General features: G+C 65.3%; 15 protein-coding genes and 1 tRNA gene. 4 read left to right on the top strand and 12 right to left on the bottom strand.

Annotation, left to right across the window (positions count from 1 at the left end; all coding sequences use genetic code 11):
* Positions 1-550: 550 nt before the first annotated feature.
* From KF707C_RS27125 to rfbB, 6 genes are all read right to left on the bottom strand, one after another.
* Positions 551-1,924, bottom strand: a complete 1,374-nt coding sequence (locus KF707C_RS27125; protein ID WP_003453408.1) for a sigma-54-dependent transcriptional regulator — start codon at positions 1,922-1,924, stop codon at positions 551-553.
* Positions 1,921-3,732: a sensor histidine kinase gene (locus KF707C_RS27120; protein WP_036993269.1), complete on the bottom strand. Its 1,812-nt coding sequence runs from the start codon at positions 3,730-3,732 to the stop codon at positions 1,921-1,923. Before KF707C_RS27120 ends, KF707C_RS27125 begins: the two co-directional genes overlap by 4 nt.
* 93 nt (positions 3,733-3,825) lie before the next feature.
* Positions 3,826-4,701, bottom strand: coding sequence for a dTDP-4-dehydrorhamnose reductase (rfbD, locus tag KF707C_RS27115; RefSeq protein WP_003453406.1), 876 nt, complete (start codon positions 4,699-4,701; stop codon positions 3,826-3,828).
* Positions 4,698-5,243: a dTDP-4-dehydrorhamnose 3,5-epimerase gene (gene rfbC / locus KF707C_RS27110; protein ID WP_003453405.1), complete on the bottom strand. Its 546-nt coding sequence runs from the start codon at positions 5,241-5,243 to the stop codon at positions 4,698-4,700. The genes rfbD and rfbC overlap by 4 nt, the downstream gene beginning before the upstream one ends.
* Positions 5,240-6,112, bottom strand: coding sequence for a glucose-1-phosphate thymidylyltransferase RfbA (gene rfbA, locus KF707C_RS27105; RefSeq protein WP_003453403.1), 873 nt, complete (start codon positions 6,110-6,112; stop codon positions 5,240-5,242). The genes rfbC and rfbA overlap by 4 nt, the downstream gene beginning before the upstream one ends.
* Positions 6,109-7,173, bottom strand: coding sequence for a dTDP-glucose 4,6-dehydratase (rfbB, locus tag KF707C_RS27100; protein ID WP_036993267.1), 1,065 nt, complete (start codon positions 7,171-7,173; stop codon positions 6,109-6,111). The genes rfbA and rfbB overlap by 4 nt, the downstream gene beginning before the upstream one ends.
* Positions 7,174-7,381: 208 nt before the next feature.
* Here rfbB and rmuC point away from each other — a divergent pair, with 208 nt between their 5' ends.
* From rmuC to KF707C_RS29385, 4 genes are all read left to right on the top strand, one after another.
* Entirely contained in the window at positions 7,382-7,936 is a 555-nt protein-coding gene (gene rmuC / locus KF707C_RS27095; RefSeq protein WP_003453399.1) for a DNA recombination protein RmuC, read from the top strand.
* 321 nt (positions 7,937-8,257) lie between these two features.
* The gene (locus tag KF707C_RS29390) at positions 8,258-8,563 is read left to right on the top strand and encodes a hypothetical protein (RefSeq protein ID WP_036993265.1); all 306 of its coding nucleotides are present in this window, start codon (positions 8,258-8,260) and stop codon (positions 8,561-8,563) included.
* Positions 8,564-8,653: 90 nt separating this feature from the next.
* Positions 8,654-9,643: a Fic family protein gene (locus KF707C_RS27085; RefSeq protein ID WP_003453397.1), complete on the top strand. Its 990-nt coding sequence runs from the start codon at positions 8,654-8,656 to the stop codon at positions 9,641-9,643.
* A 25-nt stretch (positions 9,644-9,668) separates the two neighbouring features.
* Positions 9,669-9,833 carry a hypothetical protein gene (locus KF707C_RS29385; protein WP_003453394.1) on the top strand — a complete coding sequence of 55 codons (165 nt, stop codon included), beginning with the start codon at positions 9,669-9,671 and terminating at the stop codon, positions 9,831-9,833.
* A 100-nt stretch (positions 9,834-9,933) separates the two neighbouring features.
* Here the strand turns inward: KF707C_RS29385 and KF707C_RS27080 are convergent.
* The 6 genes from KF707C_RS27080 to KF707C_RS27055 form a co-directional block, all read right to left on the bottom strand.
* Positions 9,934-10,009, bottom strand: a tRNA-Thr gene (locus KF707C_RS27080).
* Between the two features lie 292 nt (positions 10,010-10,301).
* Positions 10,302-11,516, bottom strand: a complete 1,215-nt coding sequence (locus tag KF707C_RS27075) for a methyltransferase (RefSeq protein WP_003453392.1) — start codon at positions 11,514-11,516, stop codon at positions 10,302-10,304.
* Positions 11,517-11,604: 88 nt separating this feature from the next.
* On the bottom strand, positions 11,605-12,294 hold the full coding sequence (locus KF707C_RS27070; RefSeq protein WP_003453390.1) for an ABC transporter permease: 690 nt from the start codon (positions 12,292-12,294) through the stop codon (positions 11,605-11,607).
* A complete protein-coding gene (locus KF707C_RS27065) occupies positions 12,291-12,986 on the bottom strand; it encodes an ABC transporter permease (RefSeq protein ID WP_003453388.1) in 696 nt (231 codons plus the stop codon). The genes KF707C_RS27070 and KF707C_RS27065 overlap by 4 nt, the downstream gene beginning before the upstream one ends.
* Positions 12,987-13,034: 48 nt before the next feature.
* On the bottom strand, positions 13,035-13,787 hold the full coding sequence (locus KF707C_RS27060; protein WP_003453386.1) for an ABC transporter substrate-binding protein: 753 nt from the start codon (positions 13,785-13,787) through the stop codon (positions 13,035-13,037).
* 19 nt (positions 13,788-13,806) lie between these two features.
* Positions 13,807-14,580 (bottom strand): ABC transporter ATP-binding protein, encoded by a 774-nt coding sequence (locus KF707C_RS27055; RefSeq protein ID WP_003453384.1) that lies wholly within the window; start codon positions 14,578-14,580, stop codon positions 13,807-13,809.
* Positions 14,581-14,831 lie beyond the last annotated feature (251 nt).

Here is a 14,831-nt window from a genome sequence, read left to right as displayed (position 1 = left end):
ATCAATCGCGAGCTAAGGAGTCATGTGAGCAGTTTCCTTACTGTCGAGAGGTGGCGATGACTGCTGATGGCACCCAGGACGAGCAAGATAGAGGCATTGGCACGCCATCCCGGGCGACGCCTCTTTCACGCTAGCCGCTTTTGGAAAGGCTTCAAGTTGCAACTTGCATGGACGCTGCTGCGTGATGAGTCAGGTCATGGTGTCTGTAGGAAGTTACAAAAGGGCGATAGCGTATTTGGCGATAAAGGCGAACTTTTTAATCGGCAAATCTATTGGGAAAAAGATGGGGAAGTACGCCGTTAAAACTCGGGGAAGTTGCCATGAGAGGCTGTTCGAACTTCCGTGTGCAAGGGTTCGAGGGGGATTGGAGTCGGTGTTTGATCGTCGTCAGGACGATGCCGTCCTGAAGGTCCGTCCGGGTGTGACGGACAGCGCCTGCGGGAGGGCGATCCGCGCCGTTGGTTCAGGCGCGGATTCGGGGCGGGAACGAGGCTGCGCGGGTTCGCCAGCAAGCTGGCTCCTACACAGTCCGGGTAGGGGCTCCGGCCGTTCAGTCCTGCTCGTCGGCGGGATTGGCGCCGCTGAAGTTGAGGCCGTGCTTGCGCAGCTTGTCCGAGAGCGTCTTGCGCGGCAGGCCAAGGGCTTCCGCCACGCTGCGCAGGGAGTTGTGCGGGCGCGTCAGTTCGGCAGCGATCAGTGCGCGTTCGAAGGCCTCCACCTGTTCGCTGAGCCCGCCTTCGACCTGCGGCAGCTCCGCTGGCGTGTTGTCCAGCGCCAGGTCCAGGCCGAGGGCGAAGCGTTCGGCGGCGTTCTGCAGCTCGCGCACGTTACCCGGCCAGTTGTGGGTCAGCAGCAACGCGCGCTGGCCACTGTCCAGGCTGCGCATGGCCATGCCATGGCGCGTGCGGGCGGCGTCGGCGAAGTGCTCGAAGAGCGCCAGGACATCTTCGCCGCGCTCGCGCAGGGGCGGGATCCTCAGGCTGGCGACGTTCAGGCGGTAGTAGAGGTCGGCCCGGAAGCGGCCCTGGTCGGCGACCTGGCGCAGGTCTTCCTTGGTGGCTGCGATCACCCGGATATCCAGGGGGATCAGCTGGTTGGCGCCCAGGCGCTCCACCACCCGCTCCTGCAGGAGCCGCAGCAGCTTGACCTGCACATCCAGGCTCATGCTCTCGATCTCGTCGAGGAACACCGTGCCGCCATTGGCGAACTCGAACTTGCCGATGCGGCGCTTCTGGGCGCCGGTGAAGGCGCCCTGCTCGTGGCCGAACAGCTCGCTTTCCACCACGGATTCGGCCAGGGCGCCGGCGTTGATGGCGACGAAGGGGCCGTCGCGGCGCGCGGAGAGGTCGTGGAGGGCGCGGGCCACCACTTCCTTGCCGGCCCCGGTTTCTCCCAGGATCAGCACGTCGGCGCTGGTGGCGGCCAGGGCGCCGATCTGGTTGCGCAGGCGCTGCATGGCGGGTGACTGGCCCACCAGGCGCCCGCTGAGCTGCTGGCGATCGGAGAGCGCCAGGCGCAGGCTGCGGTTTTCCAGCACCAGCCGACGCAGGTCGAGGGCGCGGTGCACGCTGTCCAGCAACTGGTCGCTGGGGAAGGGCTTTTCAAGGAAGTCGTAGGCGCCGGCGCGCATGGCCTGGACCGCCAGGGGCACATCGCCGTGGCCGGTGATCAGCAGCACCGGCAGGTCGGGGTCGCGTTCGCGCAGCTGGCGCAGCAGCTCCAGGCCGTCGATCCCGGGCATGCGGATGTCGGTGACGACCACGCCGGCCCAATCCCTGTCGATACGCTCCGCGACGCCCTGGGCGTCGCCCAGGACCTGCACCTTGAGGCCGGCCAGGTCGAGGGTCTGGCTGAGGGCCTGGCGCAGGTGCGGGTCGTCGTCGATCAGCAGCACCTGGGTGCGGGCGTCAAGGGTGTCGGTCATGCGGTGAGGTCCTCGGGAGGCTGGGGGATGACGCCGGGGGCGGCATTGCGCAGGCGCAGGGTCAGCAGCGCGCCACCTTCCGGGTGGTTGGCGAAGACCAGTTCGCCGCCCAGGGCGCGCATCAGGCTATCGCAGATGGCCAGCCCCAGGCCAAGGCCCTGGGTGCTGGTCTTGGTGGTGAAGAAGGGCTCCCGGGCGCGGCGCAGGGCCTCTTCGGAGAAGCCGGGGCCGTTGTCCCGCAGGTGCAGCGCCACGCCGTCCCCGGTGGTTTCGGCGCTGATCCAGATGCGCCGTGGCTGGGGCCTTTCCGCGAGGGCGTCGAGGGCGTTGGCCAGCAGGTTGCCCAGTACCTGGCGGAGGCGGGTCTCCCCCGCCTGGACCCAGAGCGGGGCGTCCGGCAGGTCGCGGATCAGTTCCACGTCCATCGCCCGGCGGCGCTTGGCCAGCAGGGCCAGGGCGTCGTCCAGGGCGGGTTGCAGGGCCACGCTCTCCGGGGCGTGGCGATCACGCCGGGCGAAGGCGCGCAGGTGCGCGATGATGGACGCCATGCGCCCGGTGAGTTCGCTGATCTGCTGGAGGTTGCCCCGGGCGTCCCCGATGCGCTGGTGGTCCAGCAGCACGCCCGCGTTGTCGGCATAGCTGCGAATGGCCGCCAGGGGCTGGTTGAGTTCATGGCTGATGCTGGCGGACATGGTGCCGAGGGCCGACAGCTTGCCGGCCTGCACCAGTTCGTCCTGGGCGCGCACCAGTTCCTGCTGGGCCTGCTCCCGCTCCAGCACTTCGTCCTTCAGCCGGCTGTTCAGGGCTTCCAGGTCCTGGGTGCGCTCCAGCACGCGCATCTCCAGCTCGCGACGGGCCTGGGCGTCCAGGGCGATGCGGTCGAGGTAGTGGCGGCGGCGTTGCATCAGCAGGCCCAGCAGCAGGAGCAGGGCCAGCAGCACGGCACCGCCGATGGCCACCGTGGTGCTCACCTGGCGGTCGATCAACTGGCGCGGGGCGAGGATGCTGGCGGTGAGCCCGGTTTCCGTCAGCTCGCGGCTCTGGGTGATCCAGGCCCGCTCCTCCAGCGCGAGGGGCGGTGGCGCCTGCGTCGGATAGGGCTGGTTGGCGACTATGGCGGCTCGCTCGGCATTGTCCAGCGGGCGGGTGGCGTGGAAGCGCCAGTCGCTGCGGGAGGAGATGATCACCACGCCATTGGCGTCGGTCACCATCAACTGCTCCGGCGTCTTGCCCCAGAGGGTTTCGGCGTCGTCCAGGTCCACCTTGACCACCAGGATGCCGACGATGCGCTGGCCATCGCGCACCGGGCTGGCGAAGAAGTAACCCCGCTTGCGGGAGGTGGTGCCGAGACCGAAGAAGCGCCCCTGGTTACCCGCCAGTGCCTCGCGGAAGTACGGGCGATAGGCGAAGTTGCGGCCGACGAAGCTGTCGGGCTGGTCCCAGTTGGAGGAGCCCAGGGTGATTCCGGAGGGGCTCATCAGGTAGATGACGTCGGCGCCGGTGTCCTGGCGCACGGCGGCCAGCACCTGGTTGGCCGCCGCCTGCAATCCGCCGTCGCCGGGGTTGGCCAGCAGGGCCCGCAGGGGCGGCAGGTCGGCCAGGATCGGCGGCAGCACTTCGTAGCGGTGCAGGGTGCCCAGCAGGTTGGCGACGTAGAGGTCCAGGGTCTGGCGGTTCTGTTCCTCCAGGGACTGGCGGTAGTAGCGCTCGCTGAAATGCTGCAGCGGCCAGAGCAGGGGGAGCAGCAGCAGTCCCAGCACGACCAGGCTGCGCCAGCGGGGGCGAGGGGGGAGAGGGATGGTGCTCATGGGGTCACTGTGCGCTGGGGGATGGGCGCATTATGGCATCGGCATCGCAGGCCGTTATCGGGAAAATCCCGGTCCGGGCCTGCGGGCCAGGGATCAGCCCCGAGGACGGGTATCCGCCAGGCAGGCGTCCAGCGCGTCGCGCCAATCCGGCAAGCGCACCTGCCAGTCGCGGGCCAGCTTGCCGCAGTCCAGGCGCGAGTTGAGGGGGCGCCTGGCGGGCGTGGGGTACTCGCTGGAGGGAATGGGAACCAGGTGCGCGCAGCGCTTGCCCTCGGCCTTGAGGCGTTCGGCGATGGCGCTGGCGAAGCCGAACCAGGAGGTTTCCCCAGCGCAGCTCAGGTGGTAGAGCCCCCAGTGGCGATTGCCCGCCTGCCAGCCGTCCACCAGCCGCGCCGTCGCCTGGGCGATGCTGCCGGCCCAGGTGGGGGCGCCGACCTGGTCGTCCACCACCCTCAGCTCGTCGCGTTCCTGCAGCAGGCGCTGCATCGTGAGGAGAAAGTTGCGCCCGTGCAGGGCGTAGACCCACGAGGTGCGGAGGATCAGGTGTTCGCCGCCAACGGACTGGATGGCCCGTTCTCCGGCGAGCTTGCTGCGCCCATAGACGCCCAGCGGATGGGTGGGGTCCTCCTCGCCATAGGCCCCGGCTTTTTCGCCGTCGAAGACGTAGTCCGTGGAGTAGTGGACCAGTGGGATGCCCAGGTCCGCGGCCGCCTCGGCCAGCAGCCCGGGGGCGGTGGCGTTGAGGGCGAAGGCCGCTTCGGGCTCGCGCTCCGCCTGGTCCACGGCGGTATGGGCGGCGGCGTTGATCAGCAGGTCCGGCGCTTCGGCGCGGACGCGCTGACGAAGGGGCTCGGGGTGGCTCAGGTCCAGTTGCGCGCGACCCAGGTTCACCACGTCGGCCCGGTCAGCGAGGGCCAGTCCGAGCTCGCGGGCGAGCTGGCCGCTGCTGCCTGTCACGAGGATCTTCATGGGAACAGGTCCGCATCCTTGAAGGCGCTGCCGGCCTGGTCCTTGGCGGAGAGCTGCGGGGCGTCCTTGAGGGGCCAGTCGATGGCCAGGTCAGGATCGTTCCAGCGGATGCAGCGCTCATGCTCGGGGGCGTAGTAGTCGGTGGTCTTGTAGAGGCACTCGGCGGATTCGCTGAGCACCAGGAAACCGTGGGCGAAGCCTTCGGGAATCCATAGCTGGCGTTTGTTCTCGGCGGAGAGGTGGACGCCGACCCAGCGGCCGAAGGTCGGCGAGCTGCGGCGGATATCCACCGCCACATCGAAGACCTCGCCCTGGACCACGCGTACCAGCTTTCCCTGAGCGCTCTGGAGCTGATAGTGCAGGCCCCGGAGGACGCCACGCTGGGAGCGGGAGTGGTTGTCCTGGACGAAGTCGCGCTCGAGGCCCGTGGCCTCGGTGAAGGCGCGAGCGTTGAAGCTTTCGAAGAAAAAGCCGCGCTCATCGCCGAACACTCGGGGCTCGAGGACGATGACGTCGGGAATGGCCGTGGGTGTCGCTTTCACTCGTCTTCTCCAGCGATCTTGAACAGGTACTGGCCGTAGCCCGTCTTGCCGAAGGCCTTGGCTCGGGCGAGCAACTGAGGGGTGTCGATCCAGCCGTTCTGGAAGGCGATCTCTTCCAGGCACGCCACCTTGAGTCCCTGGCGGTGTTCGATGGTCTGCACGTACTGCGAAGCCTCCAGCAGGCTGTCGTGGGTGCCGGTGTCGAGCCAGGCGAAGCCCCGGCCGAAGCGTTCCACCCGGAGGTCGCCGCGTGCCAGGTAGGCATTGTTCACATCGGTGATTTCAAGTTCGCCACGGGCGGACGGTTTGACCGACCTGGCGATTCGGATCACGTCGTTGTCGTAGAAATACAGGCCGGTGACCGCGTAGCTGGACTTGGGTTTGGCCGGCTTCTCCTCGATGGAGAGGGCGTTGCCCTGGTCGTCGAAGTCCACCACGCCGAAGCGCTCCGGATCCTTGACCCAGTAACCGAAGACGGTGGCGCCGGAGGGGGCCTGGGCCGCGCGCTTCAGTTTTTCGGTGAAATGCTGGCCGTGGAAGATGTTGTCGCCGAGGATCAGGCACACCGAGTCGTCGCCGATGAAGTCCTCGCCGATCAGGAAGGCCTGGGCCAGGCCGTCCGGAGAGGGCTGCTCCGCATAGCTGAAGGTCACGCCGAACTGGCTGCCGTCGCCCAGCAGGCCCCGGTACTGGGGCAGGTCATGGGGGGTGGAGATCACCAGGATCTCGCGGATGCCGGCCAGCATCAGCACCGAGATCGGGTAGTAGATCATCGGCTTGTCGTAGATCGGCAGGAGTTGCTTGGACACGCCCAGGGTAATGGGGTGGAGACGGGTGCCGGAGCCTCCCGCCAGGACGATCCCTTTCATGCCGAGGCTCCCAGGCGTTCACCTTGATAGCTGCCGTCCTGCACATGACGGCACCATTCCCGGTTGTCCAGGTACCAGCGGACCGTCTTGCGCAGGCCCGTCTCGAAGGTCTCCCTCGGCGTCCAGCCCAGCTCGCGCTCGATCTTGCCGGCGTCGATGGCATAGCGCAGGTCGTGGCCGGGACGGTCCTGGACATAGGTGATCAGGTCTTCGTAGCGGGCGACGCCGGCAGGCTTCTCCGGCGCCAGTTCTTCCAGCAGGGCGCAGATGGCGCGCACCACGTCGAGGTTCTTCTGCTCGTTGTGCCCGCCGATGTTGTAGGTCTCGCCCAGCTTGCCGCGGGTCACCACTTCCATCAGGGCGCGAGCGTGGTCCTCGACGAAGAGCCAGTCGCGGATCTGCTGGCCATTGCCATAGACGGGCAGCGGCTTGCCGTCCAGGGCATTGAGGATCATCAGCGGGATCAGCTTCTCGGGGAAGTGATAGGGGCCGTAGTTGTTCGAGCAGTTGGTCAGCAGTACCGGCAGTCCGTAGGTGCGACTCCAGGCGCGGACCAGGTGGTCGGACGCCGCCTTGCTGGCGGAGTAGGGAGAGCTGGGCGCGTAGGGCGTGGTCTCGGTGAAGAGATCATCCGCGCCATGCAGGTCGCCGTACACCTCGTCGGTGGAGATGTGATGGAAGCGGAAGGCGGCCTTGCGCTCCTGATCCAGGCCCAGCCAGTAGGCACGCACGCTTTCCAGCAGGCTGTAGGTGCCGACGATGTTGGTCTGGATGAAGGCGCTGGGGCCGTCGATGGAGCGGTCCACGTGGGACTCGGCGGCCAGGTGCATCACGGCGTCGGGCTGGAAGTCGCGCAGGGCCTCGTCCATGGCCGCTCGGTCGCAGATGTCCGCTTGCAGGAAGCGGTAGCGCGGACTGGCCGCGACTGGAGCGAGGGACTCGAGGTTTCCGGCGTAGGTCAGTTTGTCGACGTTGAAAACTTCATGCTGGGTTTCGGTCAGCAGGTGGCGAACCAGCGCTGAGCCGATGAAGCCGGCTCCGCCGGTGACCAAAATACGCATAGCTCATTGTCCTGGCTGTTGCGGGAGGGGCATAGAGTGTTGGCAGTAAGTGCCTGATGCAAGACTGGATATTAGCCGTCTTTTGTATTCCTTTTCCCCATTGGAGTGTTTCAAGCGGGGCTTTGTGGTCGTCCAGAAATGCAAAAAGGCCTCGCATCGCCGGCGATTTTCAAGGTGGTTGTCGCGTGAGCATGTCACGCTGCCTTTGATGTTTGCTGCCCTGGGCGAGCATGTGGCGGCCGTCGGCCAGCGCATCAAGGAGCTTGCCGACTGGCATTGCTTCGACCTGCCCGGGCTGAATGCTCCGGAGATGGTCTTCATGTTCGTGCCGATCGAGTCCGCCTTCGTCAAGGCGCTCAAGGCGGATGAAACCCTGTTCCAGAAGGCCATCGAGCAGAACGTGCTGGTTGCCACGCCGACCACTCTCCTGACCAGCCTGAACATCGTGCGCCAACTGTGGCCATTCGAGGACCAGAACAAGCACACCGCCGAGCTGGCTGAGCGCGTAGCCAAGGTCTACGACAAGCTGCGCGCTTTCCTCGGCAGCATGGACGGCGTGGGCAAAAGCCTGGAAAAAGCCCAGGACGCCTACAGGAAGGCCTGCGACCAACTGGTGCAGGGCAAGGGCAACCTGGTCAAACAGGTCAGCGACTTCCGCCAGTTGGGCGTGGCAGTGAAAGGGGAGATCACCGAAGCGTGGGGCGACAGGGCTGATCTTGAGCTCAACCTGCTCGAACACGAGCCGGAGCCCGAGGAGGTATGAGATGCGCACGCTCGTCCTGCTGCTGGCCTTGACGCTCGGCGCATTCGTCCAGGCCGAAGACCGCGATCTGGACAAGGATGATCGCTGGGATGACTAGTTGATAAGTGGACGGATTCAGGGCACAGAACGCCCGTGCAAACGGCGTATTCCACAAGGATAATGCGGCATTCTTCGCTTTCTGGCGCCTCGGTCCAGGGAGTCTGAGGCGGTGCAGGCGTTTGATGCCCTGACCTGCCTGTGATTGACGAACCTTTCACCCGATAGACGTATTTTGAATGCTCAAGGCGCAGCCATTGCTGCGTACTGGTGATGGAGCAGTACATGACTGACCTCAACGACCTGCGCGCTGCCTTGCTCGCAGCGGTGCCGGTAGATGGCAACACCACTGGCAACCAATCCCTTCTGGAACGTGTGCGTGGGCAAATCCCGCAACTGACCGAGTACGTTTTCTGGGCGGCGCGTGACGGCCTGATCGAGGAAGGCGTGCTGGCCAAGGGGCGGGACCGGAGTGGTGCGGTCAGGTGTACCCAGGCTGGTGCTGATTTACCCCTATTGGTCGGGGCTGCAAAGGTCGTTGCCGGCTTTCGATTTCGGCGACGACATGAGCCTGTGGGTGTTGCCCTTTGACCTGGATGCGGACTCTCTGGTGGACGCAGAAACAGTGGGTCTTCCGCTAGGGTATCAAGCGAACCTTCAAGCCCCGATGGAGCTGAGTGCATGAAGCGCTACCAGCCGCCGTTGACCCTGACACCCCAGATGCTGGCTCTGGTCGCCGAGATCAGTGAACAGGTCGGGCGGCTGACTGCGCAGCGCAGTGAGGCGCTGACGCCGCAGCTGCGCCGGGGCAATCGCATTCGCACTATTCAGGCTTCGTTGGCCATCGAGAACAACACCCTGAGCGTCGAACAGGTCACGGCGGTGCTCGATGGCAAGCGGGTGCTGGGGCTGCCGCGAGAAATTCAGGAAGTGCGTAATGCCTTCGCTGCCTATGACGCCATGCCTGGCTGGCAGCAACAACGACAGGCCGATCTGCTGGCTGCTCATGCGCTGCTGATGCAGGGGCTGATTGATGACGCCGGACGTTATCGCCAGGGCGGTGTCGGTATCTACCGCGAGGGCCGTTTGCTGCACATGGCGCCGCCGGCCAGTCGAGTCGCCTCTTTGATGCGGGATCTGCTGCGCTGGCTCGGCGCCAGTGACTGGCATCCGCTGATCGCCAGTTGTGTGTTCCATTATGAGTTCGAATTCATCCACCCCTTCGCCGACGGTAACGGGCGCATGGGGCGTTTGTGGCAGACCCTGATCCTCAGCCAGTGGCGGCCGGTGCTGGCCTACCTGCCGGTGGAGACGGTGATCCGAGACCAGCAAGAGTCCTATTACACGGCGCTGGCGGCTGCTGACCAGGCGGCCGAAGCCACGCCGTTCGTGGAGTTCATGCTGGCTGCGTTGCGCCAAGCTCTGCAGGAGGCTGGTCAGAGCGATCAAGTAAACGAGCAAGTAACCGATCAAGTAGTCCGCCTGCTGCAGGCACTGCCACCCGGGGTGGCGCTCAAGTCCAGCGAGCTGATGCAGCGGCTGGGCTTGTCGCATCGCCCCACCTTTACCCAGAACTATCTCAAGCCGGCCTTGGCGGCTGGCTTGATCGAAATGACTGATCCCGCATCACCGCGAAGCCCGGTACAACAGTACCGGCGCAAATCGTTGTGATACCCACGCCAGGTAAGGCAGACGAATGACCGAAGACCAACTGGAACAGGAAACCCTCGGCTGGCTGGCTGAGCTGCAGCTCCCCGTATTTCACGGTGCGAAGTCGCGGGATCAACTTGGTGGGCGGTGCGCGCACCAGGAAGGCAAGGGCGACGACAGCTGCTGGCCAGGCCAGCGAACCGACTACTGAGGCGATGAACTGAAACCAATCCGTGGAGCACCTTCACGGTGGCTTGTTACGTGTAGCTTCCAAAAACAAAGGCCCGCATCTCTGCGGGCCTTTGTTTATATGGTGCCGGCACCAGGAATCGAACCCGGGACCTACTGATTACAAGTCAGTTGCTCTACCAGCTGAGCTATACCGGCATTGAGGCGCGCATTATAGCGATTGGGCAGGCAGAGTAAACCGTTCTGACGGGGTGATGGAGGCTTTCGCGCGCCACTGGCCCGGATGCTTATGCACAATGGATAGGATTGCCGGCACCTTCATGCCTCCGGTTTGTGCGCTGTGTCTCGGTATTGTGCAAACCCTTGATTTCATTGGTGGCGGGGCCGTTGAGCAAAAAATGTCCAGCCTTTCGAAAGCTGATGGGCAGTCCATTGCGGGAATCTGCCCAGATTTAATCAACAAAGTTATCCACAGCTTCTGTGGGTAACCTCAGCGCTCCGCCAGCAGCAGGATGTTTCGGGGAGTCAGGCGGACATCGCAGAAGCTGCCCAGCCTGACCTGGTAGCCCTGTTCTTCCAGAAAGAGGGCCCGGTCCAGGAGGAGCCAGAGTTCCAGCGGGCGGCGGAACAGGCTTCGGGGCAGCTCCAGGTTGCGCACCTGGGCCAGGCGATGCCAGCCGGCGGTTTCCAGTGCTTGCCAGTCCCGTTCGGCGGGGGCCGGCAGTTGCCTGAGTGCGCAGAGGTCCCGGCAATAGCGGGCGAATGGTTTGTCCAGCCAACTGCTGGCGAGCGAGGGAACAGGCAGGTAGCGGTCCTCTCCGGTCAACTCCCGTTGCAGTAGATCGAATGCCAGTCGCCGGGCCATGGACTGATCGCGCTGGCGGCGAACCCGGGCGCCGGCCGTGACGGTCTCGCTCAGGGGCAGGCGCAGGTCGGCCTGGCTGAGGCGCAGGGCCGAGCCTCCGGCCGCTGCGGAGAGCGGCTGGTAATGCGGCACCTGGATGCGGTTGTAGCAGCAGGGCGCCACGGCCAGTTGCCGGCAGCCGAGGGTGCTGGCCAACTGCATCAGGCGTACATGGAGATCGCCGCAGGCATGCAGGGCGACCGGCGTGTGCTCGGGACGGATCTGCGCGATGGCGTCGTCAGCCAGTGCGTCCTGCTGCCGGTGACGGGCGTCGAGGCCGAGGCGCAGGCTCAATGCCTGGCCGCTCTCCACCAGTTGCGGGTCCAGTTCGATGCAGGTGAGCGGGGTGCCGTCATGGGCCAGGCGCCGTCCCAGATGCCCCTTGCCGGAGCACCAGTCCAGCCAGTGGGCGGGGGGCTGCCGGAACGCGAGGCGACTGGCGAAGGCCTCGATCTGTTCCCACTTGCGGCCTGGGACATCGAGGGTGAATGCCGTGGGGATCGATTCGCTGCGCGCGACCGGCAGCGGCACCACTTCGCTCAAGCTGGCGGAGCGTTCCGCCAGTTGTGGATAAGGTGCCGGCGCCGGCAATCGCTCCGGGTGATTGTGAATGGCGTCCGCCTCCTCCAGGGAGCGGGCGCGCAGCCAGCGCGCCAGCTCCGGGTGGCGGGTTTCCCAGGGCAGTTCCAGCTCGGTGAACGGCGCGGGCCGCCAGAGGTACTGGTGCTGGAGAAGGAAACTGTCCAGGGCGTCGAATCGTTCCCGCAGTTGCGGGCCCTGGAGGGGGGGTGGGCTGATCATGCTGGTGGAGCGGCGGGGTGGAGGAGGGCGCCGATGATATCACCGGCGTCACCGCTCCTCACCTTGCCGGCGAGGAGCGGTGCGGGGCTCAGCGGCCTTGCAGGGCGTCCACCCGGAGCTTGCGCTCGAGCTGGCGGAAGGCCTGGACCAGTACGTAGGTCATCAGCAGGTAGAACAGGCCGGCGGCGAAGAAGATCTCCACCGGCAGGTAGGTGCGGGCAATGATGGTCCGGGCCATGCCGGTGAGCTCCAGCAGCGTCACGGTGCTGGCCAGGGCGCTGGCCTTGATCATCAGGATCACTTCGTTGCTGTAGGCCGGCAGGCCGATGCGCGCCGCGCGAGGCAGGATGATGTAGAACAGCGCCTGCGCGCGGGACATGCCCAGGGCGCGTGCGGCCTCGATCTCGCCCGGGGGGACGGCCTGGATGGCGCCCCGGAGGATCTCCGCGATGTAGGCCGCGGTGTGCAGCGTCATGGTGATGACCGCGCACCAGAAGGGGTCCCGCAGGTAGACCCAGAGCGGTCCCTTGCGCACGGCGTCGAACTGGGCCAGGCCGTAGTAGACCAGGAACAGCTGCACCAGCAGCGGCGTGCCGCGGAAGAAGAAGATGTAGCCGTAGGGCAGGGCGCGGACGTACCAGTGGCGCGAGGCGCGGGCGATGCCCATGGGCAGGGCCAGGATCAGGCCGGCGACGACGGCGATGGCGACCAGTTCCAGGGTGAGGATGGCGCCCTGCGCCAGTTGCGGCAGGTATTTGAGGATCACTTCCCAGTTCATGCTGCGCTCCGCTTGAAGCCACGGCCCGCGCGCTTCTCAAGCCAGTGCATGCCGATCATCGCGAGGATGGTCAGGCCCAGGTAGATGAAGGCGGCCACCATGTAGAAGGTGAAGGGTTCCTTGCTGGCGGTCACGGCGATCTGCGAGCGGCGCATGATCTCTTCGAGACCGATCACCGACACCAGCGCGGTGTCCTTCATCAGGATCATGAACAGGTTGCCGAGGCCCGGCAGGGCGATACGCCACATCTGCGGCAGGATCAGGCGCCAGAGGATGCGGCCTTTCGACAGGCCCAAGGCCATGCCGGCCTCCCGGTGCCCCTTGGGAATGGCGAGGATGGCGCCACGGAACACTTCGGTGGCGTAGGAGCCGAAGCACAGGCCGAGGGCGATGGTGCCGGCGGCGAAGGCGCTGAGTTCGAGGTCGGGTATGCCGAGCCACTCGCCCAGGGCGCGCATCATGTTCACCGTGCCGAAGTAGATCAGCAGGACCCAGAGCAGTTCGGGCACGCCGCGCACGATGGTGGAGTAGGTGCCGCCGAGCCACTGCAGCGGCTTGTAGGGCGACGTTCTGGCCAGTGCGCCGAGCAGGCCGAGCACCAGTCCCACCGCCAGCGCCGAAAGGGCCAGCTTGATGGTCATGAGGGTGCCCGCGGCCAGGGCCGGGCCGAATCCGTGGAGGTCTAGGGTCATGGGAGCTCAGGATCCGGTGCCGCCGTCGGGCGACACCGGATGGGCAGGTCAATAGATGCTGAAGGGGAAGTACTTGTCGTTGATCTTCTTGTAGGTACCGTCAGCAACGATTTCCTTCAGTGCGGTGTTCAGCCTCTCGCGCAGAGGATCGCCCTTGCGCACGGCGATGGCGATCTTGTCGTTGTCGAACACAGGGTCGCCCTTGAACTCGAAGTCCTTGCCGGCATCGCTCTTCAGCCATTCCCAGTTCACGAACTTGTCGGCCAGGACGCCATCGAGGCGGCCCGAGGACAGGTCGAGGTAGGCGTTCTCCTGGGTGTCGTAGAGCTTGATGTCCACCACGTCGGCCATGTTGTCTTCCAGCCAGGTGCCGGCGATGGTCGCACGCTGGGCGCCGATGACCTTGCCTTTCAGGCTGGCCTTGTCGGTCTTGAAGTCATTGCCCTTGGCGGAGATGAACTGCAGCTTGTTGGTGTAGTAGGGGTCGGTGAAGTCGACGGCCTGCTTGCGCTCCTCGGTGATGGACATGGAGGCGGCGAGGAAGTCGAACTTCTTGGCGTTCAGGGCGGGGATGATGCCGTCCCAGTCGGAGGTCACCACTTCGCATTCGGCCTTCATCTTGGCGCAGAGCGCCTGGGCGATCTCCACGTCGAAGCCGCCGACCTGGCCACTGGCGTCGATCAGGTTGAAGGGCGGGTAGGCGCCTTCGGTGCCGATCTTCAGCTTCTCGGCGGCGATGGCGCTGCTGCCGAAAGCCAGGGTGGCGGCCGCAGCCAGCAGAATCTTCTTGTAGTTCTTCATTGCGACATTGCTCCGTGTTTTAGCGATTGCTGGACATGAACTGTTTACAGCGCGCCGATTGCGGGTTGTCAAATACCTGGGCCGGCGGTCCCTGTTCCTCCACCAGCCCCTGGTGCAGGAACACCACTTCGCTGGAGACGTTGCGGGCGAAGTTCATTTCGTGGGTGACCAGCAGCATGGTGCGGCCTTCCTCGGCCAGCGCGCGGATCACGTTAAGCACTTCTTGTACCATTTCCGGGTCCAGCGCCGAGGTGGGCTCATCGAAGAGGATGACCTTGGGCTGCATGGCCAGGGTGCGGGCGATGGCCGCGCGCTGCTGCTGGCCACCGGAGAGCTGGGTCGGATAGACGTGGCGCTTGTCGGCGATGCCGACCTTGGCCAGCAGGGCTTCGGCGATCTCGGTGGCCTCGGCCTTGCTCTGGCCCAGCACGCGGCGTGGCGCTTCGATGATGTTGTCGAGCACCGACATGTGCGGCCAGAGGTTGAAGTTCTGGAAGACGAAGCCGATCTCGCTGCGCATGCGATTGATCTGCCGGTTGTCGGCTGCGACCAGTTCGCCGTTGCGGCTCTTCTTCAGCTTGAGTTCTTCACCTGCTACGAGGATCTGCCCTTCATGGGGGTTCTCCAGCAGGTTGATGCAGCGCAGGAAGGTGGACTTGCCGGAGCCGGAGGAGCCGAGGATCGAGATCACATCACCGTCTTTGGCGGTGAGGGAGATGCCCTTGAGCACTTCGAGTTCGCCGTAGCGTTTGTGAAGGTTGCGAATTTCAAGCGCTGGCGTGGCTTGGGCCATGGGGGATCCTCTTGTTTTTCGGGGCACTCTGGCGGTGGGGCGGCCTTCCTGGCGAGGGGGAAGCTAGCATAGCGCTTTGCCACGCGCCAAGCGTGGGGAGGCCCTTGGAGCGGCCCGGCGTGGCAGGTTGTCGCATCGCTACAGTTGCTTGTCGCGGTGGCTAAAAAGTCGCGGAAACAGGCTGCTCCGGCGTTTTTCCCGGTGGCGGTCGCCTGTATTGCGCTTTCTCTTTATGAATCAGCCGCTTAGTG

Source organism: Pseudomonas furukawaii, from assembly GCF_002355475.1.
GTDB lineage: Bacteria > Pseudomonadota > Gammaproteobacteria > Pseudomonadales > Pseudomonadaceae > Metapseudomonas > Metapseudomonas furukawaii.
The sequence above is the reverse complement of the archived record's forward strand: the minus strand, read 5'-3'. Positions and strand labels throughout refer to the sequence as shown.

Bases quoted from the DNA above. Each gene is read 5' to 3' on its own strand.
- KF707C_RS27125 (WP_003453408.1), bottom strand. From the start codon at position 1,924: ATGACCGACACCCTTGACGCCCGCACCCAGGTGCTGCTGATCGACGAC.
- KF707C_RS27120 (WP_036993269.1), bottom strand. From the start codon at position 3,732: ATGAGCACCATCCCTCTCCCCCCTCGCCCCCGCTGGCGCAGCCTGGTC.
- rfbD (WP_003453406.1), bottom strand. From the start codon at position 4,701: ATGAAGATCCTCGTGACAGGCAGCAGCGGCCAGCTCGCCCGCGAGCTC.
- rfbA (WP_003453403.1), bottom strand. From the start codon at position 6,112: ATGAAAGGGATCGTCCTGGCGGGAGGCTCCGGCACCCGTCTCCACCCC.
- rfbB (WP_036993267.1), bottom strand. From the start codon at position 7,173: ATGCGTATTTTGGTCACCGGCGGAGCCGGCTTCATCGGCTCAGCGCTG.
- rmuC (WP_003453399.1), top strand. From the start codon at position 7,382: ATGTTTGCTGCCCTGGGCGAGCATGTGGCGGCCGTCGGCCAGCGCATC.
- KF707C_RS29390 (WP_036993265.1), top strand. From the start codon at position 8,258: ATGACTGACCTCAACGACCTGCGCGCTGCCTTGCTCGCAGCGGTGCCG.
- KF707C_RS27085 (WP_003453397.1), top strand. From the start codon at position 8,654: ATGAAGCGCTACCAGCCGCCGTTGACCCTGACACCCCAGATGCTGGCT.
- KF707C_RS29385 (WP_003453394.1), top strand. From the start codon at position 9,669: ATGACCGAAGACCAACTGGAACAGGAAACCCTCGGCTGGCTGGCTGAG.
- KF707C_RS27075 (WP_003453392.1), bottom strand. From the start codon at position 11,516: ATGATCAGCCCACCCCCCCTCCAGGGCCCGCAACTGCGGGAACGATTC.
- KF707C_RS27070 (WP_003453390.1), bottom strand. From the start codon at position 12,294: ATGAACTGGGAAGTGATCCTCAAATACCTGCCGCAACTGGCGCAGGGC.
- KF707C_RS27065 (WP_003453388.1), bottom strand. From the start codon at position 12,986: ATGACCCTAGACCTCCACGGATTCGGCCCGGCCCTGGCCGCGGGCACC.
- KF707C_RS27060 (WP_003453386.1), bottom strand. From the start codon at position 13,787: ATGAAGAACTACAAGAAGATTCTGCTGGCTGCGGCCGCCACCCTGGCT.
- KF707C_RS27055 (WP_003453384.1), bottom strand. From the start codon at position 14,580: ATGGCCCAAGCCACGCCAGCGCTTGAAATTCGCAACCTTCACAAACGC.